Raw genomic sequence first — 17,790 nt, forward strand, 5'->3', positions numbered from 1 at the left:
AAACACCTCTCGAACGGACGTGTGGCGAGATTGTCGGACCCGGTGGTCCGCCTGGCCGGGACCGGGCACTGCACCCTCTCCCACCTGCGGCCTGGGATCGTCCCCACTGGGCGGGGAAGCCGGGGGCACCCCCGCTTCACGGGGCACGACGGCTTCTTCACTGTAGGCAAGGCAATGGACTTATTCGTACGGTCTACCGCTCCGACACGGAATCGATCACCGGAAGCTGAACGGCGAGCAGAGTGACATCATCGTCCTGCTCATACCCTTCGAGCATGCTCTCAACAAGGTACTCCAGCATCTGCTGTGGATCGCCCACCACTTCGGACTGAGCCGTTGACGCCACACTGACGAGCTTGTCGAGACCGGCGTCGACGGATCGACTGCGGTTCTCAACCAGTCCATCGGAGTAGAGGGCCACGGTGTTACCGGGTTGCACGAAGAATTTGTGGTGGCCTCGTGTCGAGCTGACCCCGAGCGGTGTGTCCGGCTCAGTGTCGAGCAGGGACGGCCCCGCGCTACCGGCGACCACCAGCGGCGGGAGATGGCCCGCGTTGCTGAGGTCGAGTTGCCCGGTGACCGGGTCCAGGACGAAGTAGACCAGGGTTGTTACCTGTTCCATTCCCTCTGTGGCCGTGAACATGCGGTCGAGTCCGGTCAACACATCGGCCGGTTCGGGCATGGAGAAGGCCAGAGCACGCAAGGCGTTGCGAATCCGGCTCATTCCCGCGGCCGCCGGGATGCCCTTGCCCATGACGTCGCCGAGGACTCCGGCGACACGGCCGTCGGGCAGGGGGAAGGCGTCGTACCAGTCGCCGCCCACCTGCACGTGTTGGGAGCCCGACCGGTAGTAGGCGGCCAGGCGTACTCCACGGACCTCGGGCAGCTCCTCCGGCAGCATGCTGCGCTGGAGGTCCTCCGCGGTGCCGTGTTCGCGCTCGTAGACGATGGCCCGGCCGATGGCCAGGGCACACTGTCCGGCGAGCGCCTCCAGGAAAACGCGCTCCTCGTAGGTGACCTCGCGCTGGGCCTCGAAGGAGAAGCGCAGCGCGCCGATGGGGCGTCCCGCCGCCATCATGGGCAGCGCCACCCAGGCGCGCTCACGCGTCTGATCGGCCAGCGCCTCGACCTCGGCGGCGTCCTCCATGAGTTCGCGCAGTTCGGCCAGGCTCGCGGCCAGCTGGGGCACGCGGTCGGCGACGGCTTTGGCCGCCACGTCGGGGTAGTCCAGTCCGAAACCGCGCTCGGGCAGACCCACGCAGCCGTCGGCGGAGAGCATCCGCAGGCGCAGGCGGTCCCGGTCGAAGAGTGCCAGGGAGGTGTGGTCGGCGCCCACACCGGAACGGCCGATCTCCGACATGGCCTGGACGACCTCGTCCGCGCTGAGCGCTTCGGCCAGGTCAGAGGTGGCCTTCTGGAGTCGGGCGGTGCGCATCGCCGCCTCGCTGAGCTGCTGGTTGAGGCGCTGGCGCAGTTCGTCGGCCTCGCGTTCGGTGGTCACATCCACCAAAGTGCCGACCCATTCGGCGGTCTCGGCTCCGTCCATGACCGGGTTGGCCCGGGCACGGTAGTGGTCGTAGCCGCCCGCACGGGTGCGCACGCGGAACGTGGCGTCGAATGGGGTGGCGTCCAGGACGGCGTCGTCCCAGGCGCGTTCGACCCGGGAGCGGTCGTCGTGGTGGAGCGCGTCCAGCCAGCCCCGGCCGAGATAGTCGTCCAGGTCCTGACCCGTGATGGAGCGCCACTGGGGACAATCCTCGCGGACGTCGCCGCCGGGCCCCGCCGACCAGACGATCTGGTTGCCCGCCTGCAGCAGGGCGCGCACCCGCTGCTCTTGGCGGTCGTGCTCCTGGCGGTCGGCGCCTTCGTGGTCCCGCGCGGCGATGAGGGCGATGTACTCGCCCCCGTCGGCGGGCCCGTTGACCGGAAACCAGGTGAGGTCCCAGGCCTGCCCGGAGGGGGTCAGGTGACGGTCGCGCACTGCGTGGCCGTGCTCGCGCACGCTCGCCAAGGTGTCACTGTGCGCGGAGGCGCCGGCGCGGTCGTCGGCTGCCTTGAGCACCTGAGCCGGTGTGCGGCCCAGGCAGCGGTCCGGGGTGGTGCCGAAGACGGCGGCCATGCGCTGGTTGATGGATCCGAAGACGTCGTCGGGTCCCAGCAGGGCGAATCCGATAGGTGCATCCGTGAGAAGGGATTTCACCGCGTCTGGCAGTTCCGCCACGCTGATCCGGGGTGGGGGAATGGACGTCTCGGCGCTCAACTGCTCGACACCTCCGGAGCCGTCGGAATCCCCACCAGTGTTTCGATGAGGCTGTTTCTGGACCGCGTGGTCCACTGCGCACCGTGCACGCCGCCCCTTCCCGGCGGCACCGTGGCGCGGGACGCGCGGTACCGAATCCGATCGGGGGCTCCGCGGCTCCCAGGAGTCACGCTCCATGACTCCTCTCGGCCGCTGTCACGGCTCAAGCATAAGACACACCCGTCCACACGCAACGGCCGTCGTGGCGGGGGGCCGTCGGTGGACTCGGAAGGCAAATAGTAGGCCACAGCCCCCTCAGGACGCAGCCGACCGGGGCTTTTACGGGCGTGTTTTCCCATAATTCTCGGGCTTGGGCAAGGATGGCGGGTTTGCGACGAACTCTTCGAAACCGGACTGTTATATGTCCGAAACGTCCATTTCGCCTTGATGACCTGCGGTGATGTTGCGACTCGAGTAAACCGTACCTCCCACAGGTTTTATCAACAGCGTGCCGCAGGAGGGGTTGACAGTCCGTCCAGAACAAGTGGAATAGGTGGAGGTCACCGTCCAGGCCATCTTCAGCTAGGGGTGTGAGCGAGAATGCTCCAGACCTTCCCGGTCCAGGATCTCAAGCAGATCTCGGCGAGGCTTCACGACGAGTTCAGCGGGCTGTCACCCCGCTGCGTCGAGCGCTGCGTCAGCGATACCTGGAACTGCGTCGAACACCTGGGCATCACGGTCACACCCCACCTCGTCGAGCGAGTCGCCCGCGAGCACCTCGAAGCGATGGTGAAATCCGTGCCGCCCTCGCAGACGACCAGGAGGACCGCGCTCCACTCGGGAACCACACTGCTCACCGGCCACCGGGCGATTCCCGAACCGCGCTGACCCGCGATCTACCATCGGGCACGGACCACGACGGCCCGTGCCCGGCCTTTCCGCGCCCGGGTCCGTGCGGCTCTCAGGCCCGTCGACCCTCTCGTCCACAACCGGGGCCAGACCCGGTTCCAACTGGCATACGCTCGGACTCGTGCCCTCCCCTACGCCGTCACCCACAGGCCCCGACGTTCCCGCCGCCGCTTTCGAGGAGATGCTGCGCGCCGCCAGAGCCCTGCTCGCGATGCGGCACCCGCTCGACGCCGAGCTGGCCTTCAGTGAACTCCTCGGAACCTGGTGGGGTGAGCGGGTCCCCGGGGTCGACGTCCAGCGCCTGCTCGGCGAGGGCCTGATCACGCACGCCACCGCCTCCGGCAAGCCGGCCGGACTGGGCGTCCTGGCCGGGGTCACCGCCTTGGGCACCTCGGCCTCCCAGCGGGAGCTGGCCGAGCAAGGCATGATCGCGCTGCGTGAACGGGGCCTGCAGGCCCCGGCCTGGGCCACCCAGCTGGGCGCGGTGACCCCCGTTTCCGTGTACGTGAACGGTGACCATTTCGGCGACACAGACGACGTGGTGTGTGTGTTCAGCCGTGACGCCCCCGACAGCACCGGTTCCCTGCCGCCTGAACACGCGCTCATCCTGGTCGTGGACCACAACAGCGGCGGGCTGCTGCGCGATGCCTGGGTCACCACCAAGGTCGACCAGCTGCTGGAGCGGTGCCGCGAGCGCGCGGGCAGCGACGACTTCGCCCGGTTCGAGCAGCTGGAACTGAGCGAGGCCCGCCCCCTGCTCTCGCGTGCCTTGGAGCGCACCGAACGCTTGGTCACCGGGGCCGCCGCCGACCCCTCCGCGGGTCCCGCGGTGGAGCCGGTGGGTATCGCCGCCTCCGACCTCACGGGCGGATCGTTGGCGGCGCACTTCGCCCTGGCAGCAGCCCGAGTACAGCGGTTGCCCCATCCGCCCAAGGGCGTCTCCGACTCCCCCGTCCCGGTCTGGCGGCGCGACCGGCGCGCGGTCCTGGCCGCACGTTTCCTCGCGTCGGACCAGGCCGCAGAGCTTTCAGACTCCTACGCCGCCAGCCGGTGCACGGACCACATCATCGCGCACGGCTGCAACGTGGACAGCGGGCGCCCCACGCGGGTCAGCCCGCTCAAGATCGAGTCGTTCCTGCTGCACTGGCTGCCCGGCAGGGTGGTGCTGCTTCCCGAGGAGCAGGAGGCGATGCCGCACGTCCTCGCGGCGTGGGTGCGCTGGGCCGGGCCGCGGACCCAGCTGCCGGAGGTTGCCGTGAGCGCCACTCTTGACGCCCTGTGGGAGGCAACCTCCGAGTTCTCCCGAACCTACCGGGACCCGGCGCGCCCGCTGGGTCTGCGCCAGGAGGCGGTGCGCCGGCTGCTGCCCGACGGCGACTTCGCGTCCCTGGCCCGGCGCATGTTCGCCTTCCCGCTGTTGTCCAGTGAACTCGTGACGGGGGCTCCGGAAGAGTTCGACCCAGCGACGTCGAAGGGCCGCCGGGCACTGCTCAGACTCGACCACTACGGCGAGTACGAGGCCGCCACCCCGCACAGCGGTCGGCACCACTCGACGGGCCAGGACCACTGGTACCGCCCGGTGACCGGAAACGACCCCGAGCGGGAGCGGGAGCTGGACCGCCACGAAAGGCTGGCCAAGAGGTTGTGGGACGGCCGTCCGGCCAACTTGTGGGCGGCGGCCAGAAGGATGCTGGACCGGGGGATCGATCGGCCTACGGTGCTGGAGACCCTGGTCGAGACCTTGTACTCCGCCAGCAGCGAAGGGGATCTGCGGCGAAGGCTGGACTCGCTCTAAAAGCCGGTGCGCGTCGGCACGGGTGTTCGGAAGCTGGCCGTCAGACACCGACCATGAGGACGAACCCCCACACGACCAGCCCCGCGCCGACGACGGGCAGGACCGCGGCCGACACCATCATGCCGGGGAAGTCAGAGGCGGGCTCGTTGGAGTCCGGCGCGTCGGGGTCGTACCGGACCACGAGCTGAGCGCCTCGGCGCGGCTTCCGCAGGACGGGGTTATCGGTACCGGTGCGGTACTTGCCCTTGGGATCAGCGAAGCGGTACTTCACCACGGTGGTGGTGGAGTTCGCGTTGCCGCTGCCGGAGCTGCTGGGGTCCTTTCGCTCCCGTACTGAGATGACGGTCCCGTCGACACGATGCCAGGTGCGCCGCCGTTTCCACGCGTTGACCCCCATGCCGAGGGGCACCACCACGAGGACCAGCCCGACCGCCATCGCCAGGAAACCCCACCCCACCGCGCCTCCTGAGCCGCCCACCAAGACAGTCAGGGCATTGTCGCACGGCCATGCATCGGCGCCCCGAGCGCACCAGCGTCAGTCGGCCGTGTGGAGCGACGCTCCCAGTCCGGCCGACTCGGCCCGCTCGGCCCTTCCGGACGACTCAGCGCGGACCTTCCGCCGCGCGGGATCACCCGTCCCGCGCGGCCCGTGGACGATCACCGGAGCATGCGCTCGCGGAGGCTCTCCAGGGTGCCGCCGGAGAGTTTGAGGCCGTCCACGACGTAGTTGTCGAAGGATCCGTAGACCTCGTCGATGTGCCCGAATGAGCTGTCCAGGTAGTCGGCGCGCACGCGGGTCATCGGTTTGACGTCGGACCAGGGCAGGCCGCTGTGCTCCGTCAGCTGGCGCATCCAGTGGTCGGTGTTGGCCTGGCGCTCGTTGCTGGTCAGGTAGTCCTGGGTGATCGCCTCGCGGTCCACACCGAGCAGGGTGAGCAGCAGGGCCGCTCCCCAGCCGGTGCGGTCCTTGCCCGCACTGCAGTGGAAGACCAGCGCGGTCGGTCCCTTGGCGGCGCGCTCGACCAGGTCCCGGTATCCCTCCAAGGCCTCGGCGTCGGTGACCAGCTCGCGGTAGACGTCGAACATGAAGCGCTCGGCGGCACCGCTCCCGAACATCGCCCGGGCCTGTTCCTCGTCGGCGAGGAGCTCCACGAAGTTGGCGCCGGCCGCCTCGGCGTTCTGCACGCCCACGGCCGCGTACTCGGCACCGTCGGGAACCTGGTCGGGGAGGCGGCCCCGCTCGTGGTGGGTGCGGAGGTCGACCAGCTGGCGGATCCCGAAACCGTTGTACGTGGGCAGGTCCGGCTCGGAGATGCTGTGTAGGGCGTCGGACCGGTAGAGGAGACCGCCACGTACGGTGCGGCCATCCCTTGTGCGGTGACCACCGAGGTCGCGGAAGTTGGGGGCGCTGGGGAGGAGGAAACCGTCATTCGTCACGTTCGCGACAATACCCACCACCCCAGGACCCCGCCAGAAAACGGTCAGGACTTCTCGCGCAGGGCCTCGACCTCGGCGCCGGCCTCCTTGACGTCCTTGGCGGTGTCGACGCCGCGCCAGAAACCGTCGATGCGGTAGGCGGTCAGCTTGCCTTCCTTCGCCAGGTCCGGGAAGGTCGAGGACTCGTGGTCGCCCTTGGTCGGCAGCAGCGCGGTCAGACCCGGTTCGAACAGGTAGACGCCCGCGTTGATCCAGACCGGCAGGAGAGGGCTCTGTGTGAAGCCCTCGATGCGGTCCTCGCCGTCGACGTCGACGATGCCCCAGGTGGTGCGGAACTGGGACAGTGCGAGGGTGCCCAGGCCGCCCTTGGCCCGGTGGTGCCGGGTGAACTCGTCCAGGGGGAACCAGGTCAGGACGTCGCCGTTGAGCGCGAAGTAGGGGGCCTCCTGGTCGCGGAGGCCGGTGGCGGCATAGCGGAGCGCACCGCCGCGGCCGAGCGGTTCGTCCTCGACCAACAGCGTGATCTCCGGGCCGCCCTGGCGCGCTTCCAGGTGCTCGCGCAGGACCTCGGCCTTGTAACCGCAGGAGACGACGGCCTGCTCGACCCCGTGGGAGGCCAGCCACTCCAGCTGGTAGTCGATGATCGGTCGACCGGCCACCTCCACCATCGCCTTGGGGCGGGTATCGGTATAGGGCCGCAGCCGGGTGGCCTGTCCACCGGCAAGGATCAGCGCCTGCGTGACGGGGGACTCGGTGGATGAAGGTGAAGCGGTCATGTACCGGACAGTAGCACCAGGCACGGCCGGCGGCTCAAGACGTGTTAGTCCAGCGGGCGTCAGCTCTGTTGCGTGGCATCCGAGTAGGCCTTGCGGACGTCCCCACTGGTCACCACGGTGAGCTCGGTCGCCGTGGCGTCCTCCCCCACCTCCTGAGACAGCCTGAGATCACGGTGGGAACAGGCCCTCTCATAGAGCGAACGGGCGAAGCGCCCATTGCCGAGTTCGTCGATCCAACCGGTCTCGCACACGTGGGCGAAGATGCTGTGCAGGTCGTCCCGCGCCGTGTCGTCGAAGGCGTCATGGCTGCGGGCCGCCACGGTGTCCGCGATCTCGGAGAGCTCGTCAGGGCTGTAGGAGGGGAACCGCACCCGCACGTTGAACCGGGAGGACAGTCCGGCGTTCGAGGCAAGGAAGCGGTCCATCTCCGCCGTGTAACCGGCAAGCACCACCACGAGCCGGTCGCGGTCGTCCTCGGCCCGCTTGAGGAGGGTCTGGATGGCCTCCGCGCCGAACGCGTCACCGCCGCTGTATCCGGGGTTGACCAGGGAATACGCCTCGTCAACGAACAGCACCCCGCCCAGGGCCCGGTCGATCAGGCGGTTGGTCTTGACGGCGGTCGCACCAAGGTGTTCACCGACGAGGTCGGCGCGCTGGGCCTCGACCACCTCGGCACGGCCCAGCATGCCCAGGGCGGAGAAGACGCGTCCGAGCACGCGCGCCACCGTAGTCTTTCCCGTTCCCGGAGGCCCCGTGAACACCAGGTGGCGCATCGGTGGCTGGTGCGGCAGGCCCTGCTCCTCGCGCAGCCTCGCCACCCGGAGCTGCGCCACCAGCGAGCGCACCTGTTCCTTGACGGGTTCCAGGCCGATCATGCCGTCGAGCTCGGCCATCGCCTCCTCCAAACCGGGCGACTCGCCGAAACCGGGCAGGCGGGAGGTGAGCTCGTTGTAGGCCGACTCGACGTCCTGGCTGTGCACGGTAACGAGATCGTCGGCGCTGGGCCGGGGTGCGGGCTCGCCCTCGGTCACCCCGGAGGTCACCACCCGCACGTCGCGGGCCTGAGAGGCCTTCTCGACGATAGAGCGGGCGAAGCGGCCGTTGCCCAACTCGTCTACGGCCTCCCGCTGGACGGTCTGGTCGAACCGCCTCCGCAGTGTCCGGGCTGCATCGGGGGCAAGGGCGTCACCGCGCTGAGCCACCAGCGACTCGGCGATGCGGAACAGCTCGGCCGCGGAGTAGCTGGGGAAACTGATGCGTGTGGCGAAGCGGGAGGCCAGACCGGGGTTGGAGGCCAAGAAGGCGTCCATCTCTTTCTCGTATCCGGCGAGGATGACCACGAGCTGGTCGCGGTCGTCCTCGGCCCGCTTGAGGAGGGTCTGCACGGCCTCGTTGCCGAACCGGTCGGACTGGCCGTCGCCCTCGTTCACCAGCGAGTAGGCCTCATCGACGAACAGCACCCCGCCTAGGGCCTTGTCAATGAGCTCGTTGGTCTTGATAGCGGTGGCACCCAGGTACTCGCCGACCAGGTCGGCGCGCTGGGCCTCCACAACCCGCGAGGTCGGCAGGAGGCCGAAGGAGTGGAAGATCGTGGCCAGGGTGCGGGCGACGCTGGTCTTACCAGTACCGGGAGGCCCGGAGAAGACCAGGTGGCGCAGGGGGCGTTCGACGGCGATCCCGGCGTCGGCGCGCAGCCGGGCGGCCTCGATGGAGGCGGCGATCCCGCGGACCTGCTGCTTGACCGGGTCGAGGCCGATCATGTCCTCGAGTTCGGCCAGAGCCTGGTCGACCGGGACGGGCTCCTCCTCTCCCTCCGGTTCGCCCTTGGCGGCCTTGCCCAGTCGAGGGGTGTCCGAGGCGCGCCCGCGCAGGGGCGGTGCCTCCTCCTTACTTCTGGGGGTGTCCTTGGTTCCGGGTCCGTCCTTGGCCCCGGACGGCCTGGAGGTGCTGTTGCGCCGTTTCTCGTCGTTCTCCCGGCTCTCCTTGGACACCTGCCCCGACGCGAGCAAGCGCCAGAGCAGACACGCGCCCGCGGCGAGGTAGAGCGCACCGATCCCGGCGCCGGAAGGGAAGGGTTCGACGACCATGCCGAGCAGAGCGACGGAGAACCCGACGATGAGCCCGGCGGTCAGCGCAAGCAGGGCCGTGTGCCAGACGGGGAACTCGCGGGCGCGGCCCGCCGCGAGGACCGCCAGGAACGGCACCGGCAGGAGCAGCAGGGTGACCGGTTCCCCGGTGAGCGGGATCTGGAAGAGGGGCACCGTGATGAACAGCCACACCACCGACACCACAACGGTGAGGAAGGCGTCGAAGGACCGCATCAACGCGGCGAACGCCACCAGCAGAAGGAGCGTCACGATCAGTGCCGAGAGCATCGGAACCGGCGACAACAGGGCGATGACCGCGACCACCGTGAGCACGACCAACGCGGCCACCAGGCGCCTGCCGAGGGCGATCCGGTGGTAGCTGGCACGCAGGCGGTCCAGACCCGAGGCGCGGTCCGGCTGCGCGGCGGCGGTCGAGCGCGTCTCGCGCGTCATCCATGTCCCTTCCTGCGTGGGGGGTCGCGTGGTCGGCCCGACGGCCCGTCCTGCGCTGGGCCCGGGGGGGCGGGTCAGGGGCTCGGGCCGAAGGTCGGGCCAGGGCAACCGGAGGGGACCGGCACCCGCGACATGGCCGTGGACTAGGAACAGCCTTGCCCCAAGTGGGGGCGGATGTCCAGTCCGGGGCGGCGTGTCGTCGCCGGGCCCGGCTCACAGCAGGGGGATCTGGCCCCCGGGAGCGGGCCTGACCTTGCGCAGGTGGCGCCAGCGCGGCAGGTCGTCGAGGTAGGCCCAACTCATCCGGTGGTGCGGGGTGGGCCCGGCTTCCGCCAGGGTCGTCTTGTGCACGGGAGAGGGGTAGCCCGCGGCCTTCTCAAAACCGTAGCCGGGGTGCTCCTCGGCGAGTCCGGCCATAAGGGCGTCGCGGCGCACCTTGGCGAGGACCGCGGCCGCTGCCACGCTCACACAGGTGAGATCACCCTTGACCTGGGTGCGCACCCGCCAGGGTCGGCCGATGAAATCGTGCCGACCGTCGAGGATGACGCCCTCGGGCCTGGGTTCCAGCGTGTCAAGGGCGCGCCGAGCGGCCCGGTGCAAGGCCTCGGTCATGCCCACCTCGTCGATCTCGGCCGCCTCGGACCATCCGAAGGCGTAGTCGGCGACCCACGGCTCGACCAGTTCGGCGAGCCCACGGCGGCGCTTAGGGGTGAGGCGCTTGGAATCGGTGAGCCCGGCGGGCGGCGCACCCTCGCCGGGCACGGCGGCACACACCAGGAGGGGCCCGGCCCAAGCGCCCCGACCCACCTCGTCCACTCCGGCCACCACGCGCGCGCCAGCGGCACGGAGCTCGTCCTCTACCTCGAAGGTCGGTGCGGGCGGCGGGCTGTTCTTCTGCGAAGTCGTCGGCACAGCACAACCTTAGAGCTATGGCGTCGCCTCCCGTGCCGCTTCGCGTGCGGGGCGGGACAGGTGCAGGGAGACGGCCAGCGCGACAGCCGTGGTGAACGCGGAGACCACCAGTAGCGCGGACTGCCCGATGACCGCCAGCAGTGCGCTGCCCAGGGCGAAGCCGACGTTCTGGGCGGCGAAGGCCCAGGAGAAGTACCCCGCGCGCTGGCGGGCGGGCACGGCGGTGTCGATCATGTGGGAGCGCAGGCCGAGGAGCGCCGCGACGGGAAGACCACTCAGGAGCAGTGCGAACGCCGCCATGGGCAGGGGCGGTCCCGCGGCCAGGAGCAGGCAGCCTACGAGGAGCAGGGTGGCGGCCCCGATCGCCCACGCAGCCTCGTGGTGGCCGGGCACGCGGGCGGCGTCCAGATAACCGCCGACGATGCTGGCCAGGGACAGGAGGAGGAAGACCACCCAGGCCGTACTCACGTCGTATCCGTACGCGACCACGAGCGCGGTGGCCCCCACCTCCACAGCGGCGAAGTACAGGCCGATGGCCGCGCCGAACACGATCCAGCAGACCGCCGCCGTGTTCCAACGGAGCCGGTGTGCGGCCGCGCGGTCCTCACCCGCCCTGGCTCCGTCGGTTCGGGGGTCGGGAAGTCCGGTCAGGGGCACCGCCGCGGCGGCCACCAGGCTGAGCAGGGAGACAGCGGCGACCGGCCCCAGCGGATGGATCGGCGCGGCGGCAGCTACAACCAGCGGGGCGAGGAAGATCAGCAGGTCCATGAAGGTGACGTCGACGGTGGATGCGGAGCGGCCCGCGCCCTCGGGGACGGTGCGCAGGAGCAAGGAACGGACCACTCCCCCGGACCCCGCGATCACCGTTCCCGCCAGGGCTGCACCCAGGTACCAGGTCCACATGGGCTGGCCGGTCCCGGCCGCGGCCCAGACCGCTGCCCACAACAGTCCGTGTGCGCCCATCTGGACCGCGAGTACGCGGTGGGGCGACCAGCGGCCGACGATCCGGGCCGCGACCGGGGTCGCAGCGAGCATGCCGACCACGTGGCCGGTGGTCATCAGGGCACCGGTGCCGATGCTGCCGGTGATGAGAAGGCTGGTCGTGGTCGCGGCGACGGCGACCATCAGCGCGGGCGCCCGGCACAGGCCCGCGACTAGGGAGTAGACCCAGAAGCATCGGGAGGTGAGCGTTGCTCTCAGCGGTGAGTTCATGCAACCAACGTAACGGTTGACTACGACAATCTACCGTTACATGGGAGCATGGGGGGATGACCTCGGAACACTCGGTGGAAGGCCTGTTGCGAATCACCCTGGACCTGGTGGCCACCCGCCCCGTGGGACCCTGGCCGGAGGAACTGGAATCGCTGGAGCGCCCGGGCCCTCTTGCCCCGCTGGCCCTGACCGTCACCTCACCCAGCGACCTCGCCGAGGTCCGCGCTCTGCGCGACCGCCTCGCCCCACTGGTCCTGGACCCGGATCCGGCAGCGGCCCCCGCCGCACTGTCCGCACTGGCCGCGGAGTTCTCACTCACCCCCGCCGTGAACTCCCTGAGCGGCCCGCTGCGGCACGTGAGCCCGGAGCGGCGTCCAGTCGCCCGGGTGGCCGAGGCCCTGATCCCCGCCGTGATGCGGGCGTGGGAGGCGGGGCTTCTCGCACGTGTGCGCTCCTGCGGGGCCGACAACTGCGACACCCCGTTCCTGGACAGCTCGCACCGGGCCAACCGGCACTACTGCTCCGACCGCTGCTCGACCCGGATGCGGGTCCGCAAGCACCGCGAGCAGGCGACCAAAGCAGGGCAGTGAAACGGCTACGGAACCAATCCCTCGGGCATTGTGCGACTCACCGTGGACCACAACCAGTAATGTTCAATCACCTTGGGTAGTTTCCGCTTGTCGGAACCGCCGTGCCGGGCCGCCCGGGAGGAATGGACATGCAGCGCACCACGCCCACGACACGGCCGACGTCCCGGCCGAGGCCCCGGACGAAGCCGCGCATCAGTCGCGGACGCCTCTACGACATCGCCTCCGCCGCCACCCGAGTGGGGGTGGGCTGGGTGTTCGCGGAGTACGCCCTGGCGCTGCGCAACCGGGAGACGACGATCGCCGAGCGCCTCTCGGATGCGGGGATGCCCATCGCGGCCTTCGTCGCTCCGCTCCTCCCCACGCTGTTGGTGGTGCTCTCGATCGCCTTCGCCGTGGGCCTGCTCACATGGCTGTCCGGCCCCTTGCTCGCCCTGGCAGCCGTGGCCGGAACCCTGGCAGCGGGCGCCGAACACCTGTCCCCGTTCGGGTCCTGGGGCGCGACCGTGCTGGTCACGACTGCGTGTGTCCTCCTGTCAGTGAGCGGCGGACGATGGTCGTGGGACTACCTGGTCCTCGCTCCCCGGCCTCCCGCTCGCCGGTCCGCCCGACACCGGCCCCCAACCACGACACGGGAGAAAGCTCCCACCATTTCGCACCGCCGCCCCGAACACGCTCCGCCACTGCTCTATCCTGTGGAACAGGCCGCGCTACGACGGCCGTATCGACTGTGACGCGGCCCGTCGATCCCCTGTGGATACTCCCGGGCACCGCGTCGCCACAAACCGGATTCCGGTGGGGGGAAAGCCATGTCCGCCTCAGCTCCCGGCCCGAACCCCGACGGTTCCGTGGCCAAGCTGATCGAGATCGCCGAGAAGCCGACGCTGGGTGAGCGCCTGATCAGTTGGGCCTCGCGGCCACCCGGTCGGCTCTACATCCCGGCGTGCGCGGTGATCGGACTCGTCCTGCTCTTCGAGGACAGCGTGCCCGGGGGGCACCTTCCCACGTTCGTGATCGGCCTGGTCGGTGGGCTGCTCCTGGCCGGTATGGGCGCGCTGCGCCTGGGGATCGCGCTCGCCATCGCCCGTCCCATGATCCGCTATTACTGGCTGCGCTGGGTCTCCGCCCCGATCATCGCGGCTATCGCGCTGGGGCTCTCCGTCGCCGACGTGCCCTTGCAAATGCGCGTACAGGCCTCCTCCGAGCAGCTCCTCGAGTTGCGTGACGAGGTGGACAGCCCCACCACCACCTCCCGTAACGGCGAGTGGACCGGCATGTATCCGTTGCGGAGCATCTCGGTGGGCGAGGAAGTCACCCACTACTCGGTGGAGGGCGCCGGGATCCTCCGGACCTCGGGCCTGGCGCACAGCTCCGAGGACATCCCCACGGGTGTCTTCGTGCCCGGCCAGGGTTCCAGGATCTACGAGCACCTCTCCGGGGACTGGTACATCTGGGTGGACCACTGACCTTTCCGTGACCAGCGGCACGGACTCTTACCCGGCTCTTTGCCGGGTACTGTCCCACTCCAACTCAACTCTCACCCTCGGCCTGTAGAGATGGGGGCGTTCCCCCGGGAGACACCCTCAAAGTGCTCCCCCATGGCAGCGCCGCCCACCGAGGAGAAGTTTCCATGCACGAGTTCGTGCTCACCCTTCACCTGCGTATCCACGACGCGATCACCGCGCTGCGCCGAGCCCACGCCGTGGGCGACGACGACCTAGCCACCTCTCAGGCCGGTGAGGTCGAGGACCTGGTGGAGATCGCCGCCCGGCACGGGATCGACATCGCCGGTTACTCGGCCCTGTCACCCACGGGCTGACGCCCCTCCACCTCGACGCACGAAGGGGCCCCGCGACACCTTCCCGGGTGTTCGCGGGGCCCCTTTTCCCGTGCCCGCCTAGTACGGCGGCTCGCGAAATCGGCTGTCAGCGGCCGCGGCGTCCCTGGTTTCCGCCGTGCCCCTGACCCTGCTCGAACTGCTGACGCATCGCGGTGTCCTGCTGGCTCTGCTGTCCCTCCGACCGCTGCTGCTGTCGGGCGGCCGCGGCGGCCACCGACCCCTGCGCGGCGTCGAAGGCGTCCTGGGACGCCGACGGGCCCAGCGAACGGGAGGAGCCGCCCCCGCCGTTCATGACCTGCGGCAGCAACTGCGCCGTCAGGAGCGTCGACAGCGCCGAACCGTCCCCGGAACCGCCCTCGGTCTGCACCACGATCGGACGAGGTGCGTGCTCGGCCAGCACGGCCCCCACGTCGAGGCGCCGACGGGCCAGCTCGTACTCCAGCACGGCCCGGTTGTCCCGGTAGGCGGTGGCCAGGCGCTGCTGCGCCTTGGCTTCGTTCTCGGCGGCGACCAGGTCGGCCCGGCCGCGCGTCTCGATCTCGTACCGCACCCGCTGGGCCTCGGTCTCCTGCTCCTCCAACATCTGCGCGACGTCCTTGCGCGCCTTGTTGAGGGAGGCGTTGACCTCGACGATCTTGGCGTCACGGGTCTTCTTGGACCGCTCGATGTCCATGAGCAGGGTGTCGATGCGCCGCTTGCGGGCCAGCTCCCACTCCTGCTCGTAGGCGACCAGTTCCTTGGCGACCCGTTCACGGGTGGCCAGGTGCTGCTGGTACTGGCTGGGCAGCTGCACGTCCGGGATGTTGCAGCCGGTGATGACCACGCCGTACTTGCGCAGCTGCTCGTTGAGCAGGCGGCGCATGTCCTCGACGTTCGAACCGCGCAGGTCGTAGGCGGACTCGGTGTTGACCAGGCGGCTGCGCTGGCGGATCGCGTCCTGTACAGCGCTGGACAGCACGAGGTCGAAGTTGCTCGCACCGATGGTGGTGACGAACAGGTACGGCTCCTCGATCCGGAACTTCAGGAAGAACTCGATCGACTTCAGCGGCACGTTCTCGCGCGTGGGGCAGGCCAGGACCGGCGCCGTGTACGGGATCTCCGTACGGGTGTCCACCACGAAGTCCACGCGGGACCACGGGTGCCACAGGTAGTGGCGGCCGGGGCCGATGCTCTTGGCGAAGGCACCGTACTTGGTGAGGATGCCGGTGGTGCCCTCCTCGATCTCCACGATCGATCCGCGCCACCACCACAGGCCCGCGGCGAGGATGCTGAGCACACCGACGATCAGGGTCGGCACGGAGAGGAGGCCGAACAGAACGGCTCCGTCACCGGCCACCATGTTGACGGCCATCATCAGCGCCGAGAGCAGCGCGAACAGGCCGAACCAGACCAGCATGGTCCAGCGCAGACCGCGGTTGTCACGCGGTATCACGACCGGGACGATGGCGCCTTGGTCGCCGCCGCGCAGCAGTCCCGCGAGGTCGCCCCATGAGGCGAGGGACTCCTTGATGTTGGAGCCGCCGCCGGGGTTGAAGGACTCACTCATCTACTGACCTCCCGGGTTCTGGCCGTGGCCCTGGGGTCCGCCCTGCGCCCACGGGGGCGGCGGCGGATCCTGCGGGGGCTGTGCCTGCTGTGCCTGCTGGGGCGGCGCCTGCGGGGGCTGCTGAGAGTGCGAGGGCTGCCCCTGCGGAGTCTGCGGGGCCTGCTGGGGCTGCCCTTGCGGCGGCTGCTGGGGCTGCTGCGCCTGGGGTTCCGGTGACGGCCCCTGGTCGTCCTGGGTGGCCTCGGAGATGCGCTCGTCGATGGCGTCGTCGCTCACCGACTGCCGGATCTCCTCGACCCGGTCCTCTCCCGGGTCGTCGGTCTCAGGGTTACGGACCTTGGCGCTCTCGTCCTCGACGAGCTCGTCGATCTCCCGCTCGCGCTGCGAGATCCGCTCCTTGATGTCGCCCAACCGCTCGCGGATGGCGGCCATGTCCTCGGCGGAGAACAGGGCGGCATCGGCCTGGCCGATGATCTCCTGCGCGATGCGCAGGTAGTCGACGCTGGCTTCGTCCCCGGAACCGATCCGCAGCACCTGCGGGAGGCTGTCGGAGACCGCCTCCAGCTTGTCCAGGAGGTTCTCCCGGAAGCGGTAGTTGAGGATCTCCGGCGCCTCGGAGGCGCTGACCGCGCGGATGTCCAGGGCCTGGGCCTGGAGGAGCGCGGCGTTGGCGTTGGCCTCGGACTCGGCCTCCACGAAACGCTGCCGGGCCACGGCGCGGGCCCGGTTGGTCTCGCGCTCCAAGGCCGTGTCCATCTGCGCCTGGTACTGGGCGATGTCGGCCTGGATCGCGGAGAGCGTCTCGTTGAGGGTCGCGAGCTCCTTGTTCAGGTCACCCTCGTTCTGCTCCTTGCGCAACTGCAGCTCGTACTCGAAGGTGTAGGCGTCCTTGGCCACCCGCACCATCTCGGGAGCCGCCAGGTCCATCCGGTACTCCTGGCTGGAGGGCTCGGCATGGGTGATGTTGGCGCTGGTGAGGACGACGATACCGCCGAACTGCCGGTTCAGCTGCTCGAGCAGGGCCTGGGTGCTCTCACCGACCATGTCGTAGATCGCCGAGGCCTCCTGCTCGTAGATGAGGCTTCGGGTGGTCTCGCTGATCGCGTTGTTGAGCTTCTCCTGGAGGCCCGGGACACCACCGAGGGTGTACACGAAGTCCGTGGCCCGCTCGATCTTGAACTGCACGAACAGGTCGACGGAGGCCTGGACGCCGCTCTTGGTGGGCGCGGAGCGGATCGGCGCGTTGAACGGGTACTCGCGCGTGGTGTTGACGATGTAGGAGACGCGCTTCCACGGGTTGAACAGGGTGACCCTGCCCGGCGCGTACACGTTCTCCATCTTGCCGAAGCGGGTGACGATCGCCTCGCAGCCCTCGGGCACCATGACCATGCCCTGGCGCCACCACATGAACGCGGTCACACCGATGGTGATGATCCAGTAGTGGATCCCGAAGAACGGGTTGAGCAGCGGGTTGACGCCCTGGCCGACGGCCTGGGTGGCGCCCACCGTGACGGTCCCGACGATACCGATGATCACCAGGGCGATCGCCGGAAGCATCGTGACGAGCGTGCGGCCCCGTGGGATCACCATCGGGCAGATCACGTGGACCGGGCCGCCCCGGCCGCGCTCGTAGTAACTGCGGTTGAGCGCCTCGCCAGCGTTGCCGAGCGCGGCGCTCTTCTGCTCGATCCGGGTGTCGACGGAGGCGCCCTGCTCACGCGCGGCGACGAAGTCCCGCGGGTCGAGTCCGCCCTCCGCACTCTGACCGGACCCCTGGCCGGAGCCCTCAGCAGCTCCTTGGCCAGCGGCCTGTTGCACTGCGTCGGTCACAACCTCGCGCGGGTCGCCCCCTTGGGCTACCGCACCGGCCGCGCCGCGCACGGTCTGCGCGAACGACATAGGCATGCACTCCTTGTCACAGGAAGGTCGGGAACTATCGGCTTCGACGCGGCGTACCGTTTTCCGGTTCCAGGTCGGGACGGGGTTGACGCACGAAA

15 protein-coding genes are annotated in these 17,790 nt (G+C 69.6%); 6 read left to right on the forward strand and 9 right to left on the reverse strand.

Annotation, left to right across the window (positions count from 1 at the left end; all coding sequences use genetic code 11):
* Positions 1-193: 193 nt before the first annotated feature.
* Positions 194-2,260: a SpoIIE family protein phosphatase gene (locus tag ACYVDG_RS20270; protein WP_460755439.1), complete on the reverse strand. Its 2,067-nt coding sequence runs from the start codon at positions 2,258-2,260 to the stop codon at positions 194-196.
* Positions 2,261-2,839: 579 nt separating this feature from the next.
* Here ACYVDG_RS20270 and ACYVDG_RS20275 point away from each other — a divergent pair.
* A complete protein-coding gene (locus ACYVDG_RS20275; protein WP_460755442.1) occupies positions 2,840-3,127 on the forward strand; it encodes a three-helix bundle dimerization domain-containing protein in 288 nt (95 codons plus the stop codon).
* A gap of 202 nt (positions 3,128-3,329) precedes the next feature.
* A complete protein-coding gene (locus tag ACYVDG_RS20280) occupies positions 3,330-4,943 on the forward strand; it encodes a hypothetical protein (protein WP_460755633.1) in 1,614 nt (537 codons plus the stop codon).
* Positions 4,944-4,983: 40 nt separating this feature from the next.
* Here ACYVDG_RS20280 and ACYVDG_RS20285 read toward each other — a convergent pair whose 3' ends face one another.
* From ACYVDG_RS20285 to ACYVDG_RS20310, 6 genes are all read right to left on the reverse strand, one after another.
* Positions 4,984-5,400, reverse strand: coding sequence for a DUF3592 domain-containing protein (locus tag ACYVDG_RS20285; RefSeq protein WP_460755446.1), 417 nt, complete (start codon positions 5,398-5,400; stop codon positions 4,984-4,986).
* Between the two features lie 200 nt (positions 5,401-5,600).
* Complete coding sequence (locus tag ACYVDG_RS20290; protein WP_460755453.1) at positions 5,601-6,398, reverse strand: tyrosine-protein phosphatase; 798 nt, start codon at positions 6,396-6,398, stop codon at positions 5,601-5,603.
* A gap of 26 nt (positions 6,399-6,424) precedes the next feature.
* On the reverse strand, positions 6,425-7,156 hold the full coding sequence (locus ACYVDG_RS20295) for a nucleotidyltransferase family protein (RefSeq protein WP_460755456.1): 732 nt from the start codon (positions 7,154-7,156) through the stop codon (positions 6,425-6,427).
* 59 nt (positions 7,157-7,215) lie between these two features.
* On the reverse strand, positions 7,216-9,696 hold the full coding sequence (locus ACYVDG_RS20300) for an AAA family ATPase (protein ID WP_460755459.1): 2,481 nt from the start codon (positions 9,694-9,696) through the stop codon (positions 7,216-7,218).
* A gap of 213 nt (positions 9,697-9,909) precedes the next feature.
* Positions 9,910-10,608 (reverse strand): ribonuclease HII, encoded by a 699-nt coding sequence (locus tag ACYVDG_RS20305; RefSeq protein WP_460755462.1) that lies wholly within the window; start codon positions 10,606-10,608, stop codon positions 9,910-9,912.
* Between the two features lie 15 nt (positions 10,609-10,623).
* Positions 10,624-11,820, reverse strand: a complete 1,197-nt coding sequence (locus tag ACYVDG_RS20310) for an MFS transporter (protein WP_460755465.1) — start codon at positions 11,818-11,820, stop codon at positions 10,624-10,626.
* Positions 11,821-11,876: 56 nt separating this feature from the next.
* On the opposite strand from ACYVDG_RS20310, the gene ACYVDG_RS20315 reads away from it, so the two are divergent.
* From ACYVDG_RS20315 to ACYVDG_RS20330, 4 genes are all read left to right on the forward strand, one after another.
* Positions 11,877-12,410 carry a CGNR zinc finger domain-containing protein gene (locus ACYVDG_RS20315; protein WP_460755468.1) on the forward strand — a complete coding sequence of 178 codons (534 nt, stop codon included), beginning with the start codon at positions 11,877-11,879 and terminating at the stop codon, positions 12,408-12,410.
* Positions 12,411-12,532: 122 nt separating this feature from the next.
* On the forward strand, positions 12,533-13,141 hold the full coding sequence (locus tag ACYVDG_RS20320; RefSeq protein WP_460755473.1) for a DoxX family protein: 609 nt from the start codon (positions 12,533-12,535) through the stop codon (positions 13,139-13,141).
* Between the two features lie 75 nt (positions 13,142-13,216).
* On the forward strand, positions 13,217-13,873 hold the full coding sequence (locus ACYVDG_RS20325; RefSeq protein WP_460755477.1) for a hypothetical protein: 657 nt from the start codon (positions 13,217-13,219) through the stop codon (positions 13,871-13,873).
* A 164-nt stretch (positions 13,874-14,037) separates the two neighbouring features.
* Positions 14,038-14,226 carry a hypothetical protein gene (locus ACYVDG_RS20330; RefSeq protein ID WP_460755480.1) on the forward strand — a complete coding sequence of 63 codons (189 nt, stop codon included), beginning with the start codon at positions 14,038-14,040 and terminating at the stop codon, positions 14,224-14,226.
* A gap of 106 nt (positions 14,227-14,332) precedes the next feature.
* Here the strand turns inward: ACYVDG_RS20330 and ACYVDG_RS20335 are convergent, their stop codons facing one another.
* Complete coding sequence (locus ACYVDG_RS20335) at positions 14,333-15,793, reverse strand: SPFH domain-containing protein (protein WP_460755483.1); 1,461 nt, start codon at positions 15,791-15,793, stop codon at positions 14,333-14,335.
* A complete protein-coding gene (locus ACYVDG_RS20340) occupies positions 15,794-17,692 on the reverse strand; it encodes an SPFH domain-containing protein (protein WP_460755486.1) in 1,899 nt (632 codons plus the stop codon).
* Positions 17,693-17,790: the final 98 nt, after the last annotated feature.

The sequence above is a fragment of the Nocardiopsis oceani genome (genome assembly GCF_054777395.1).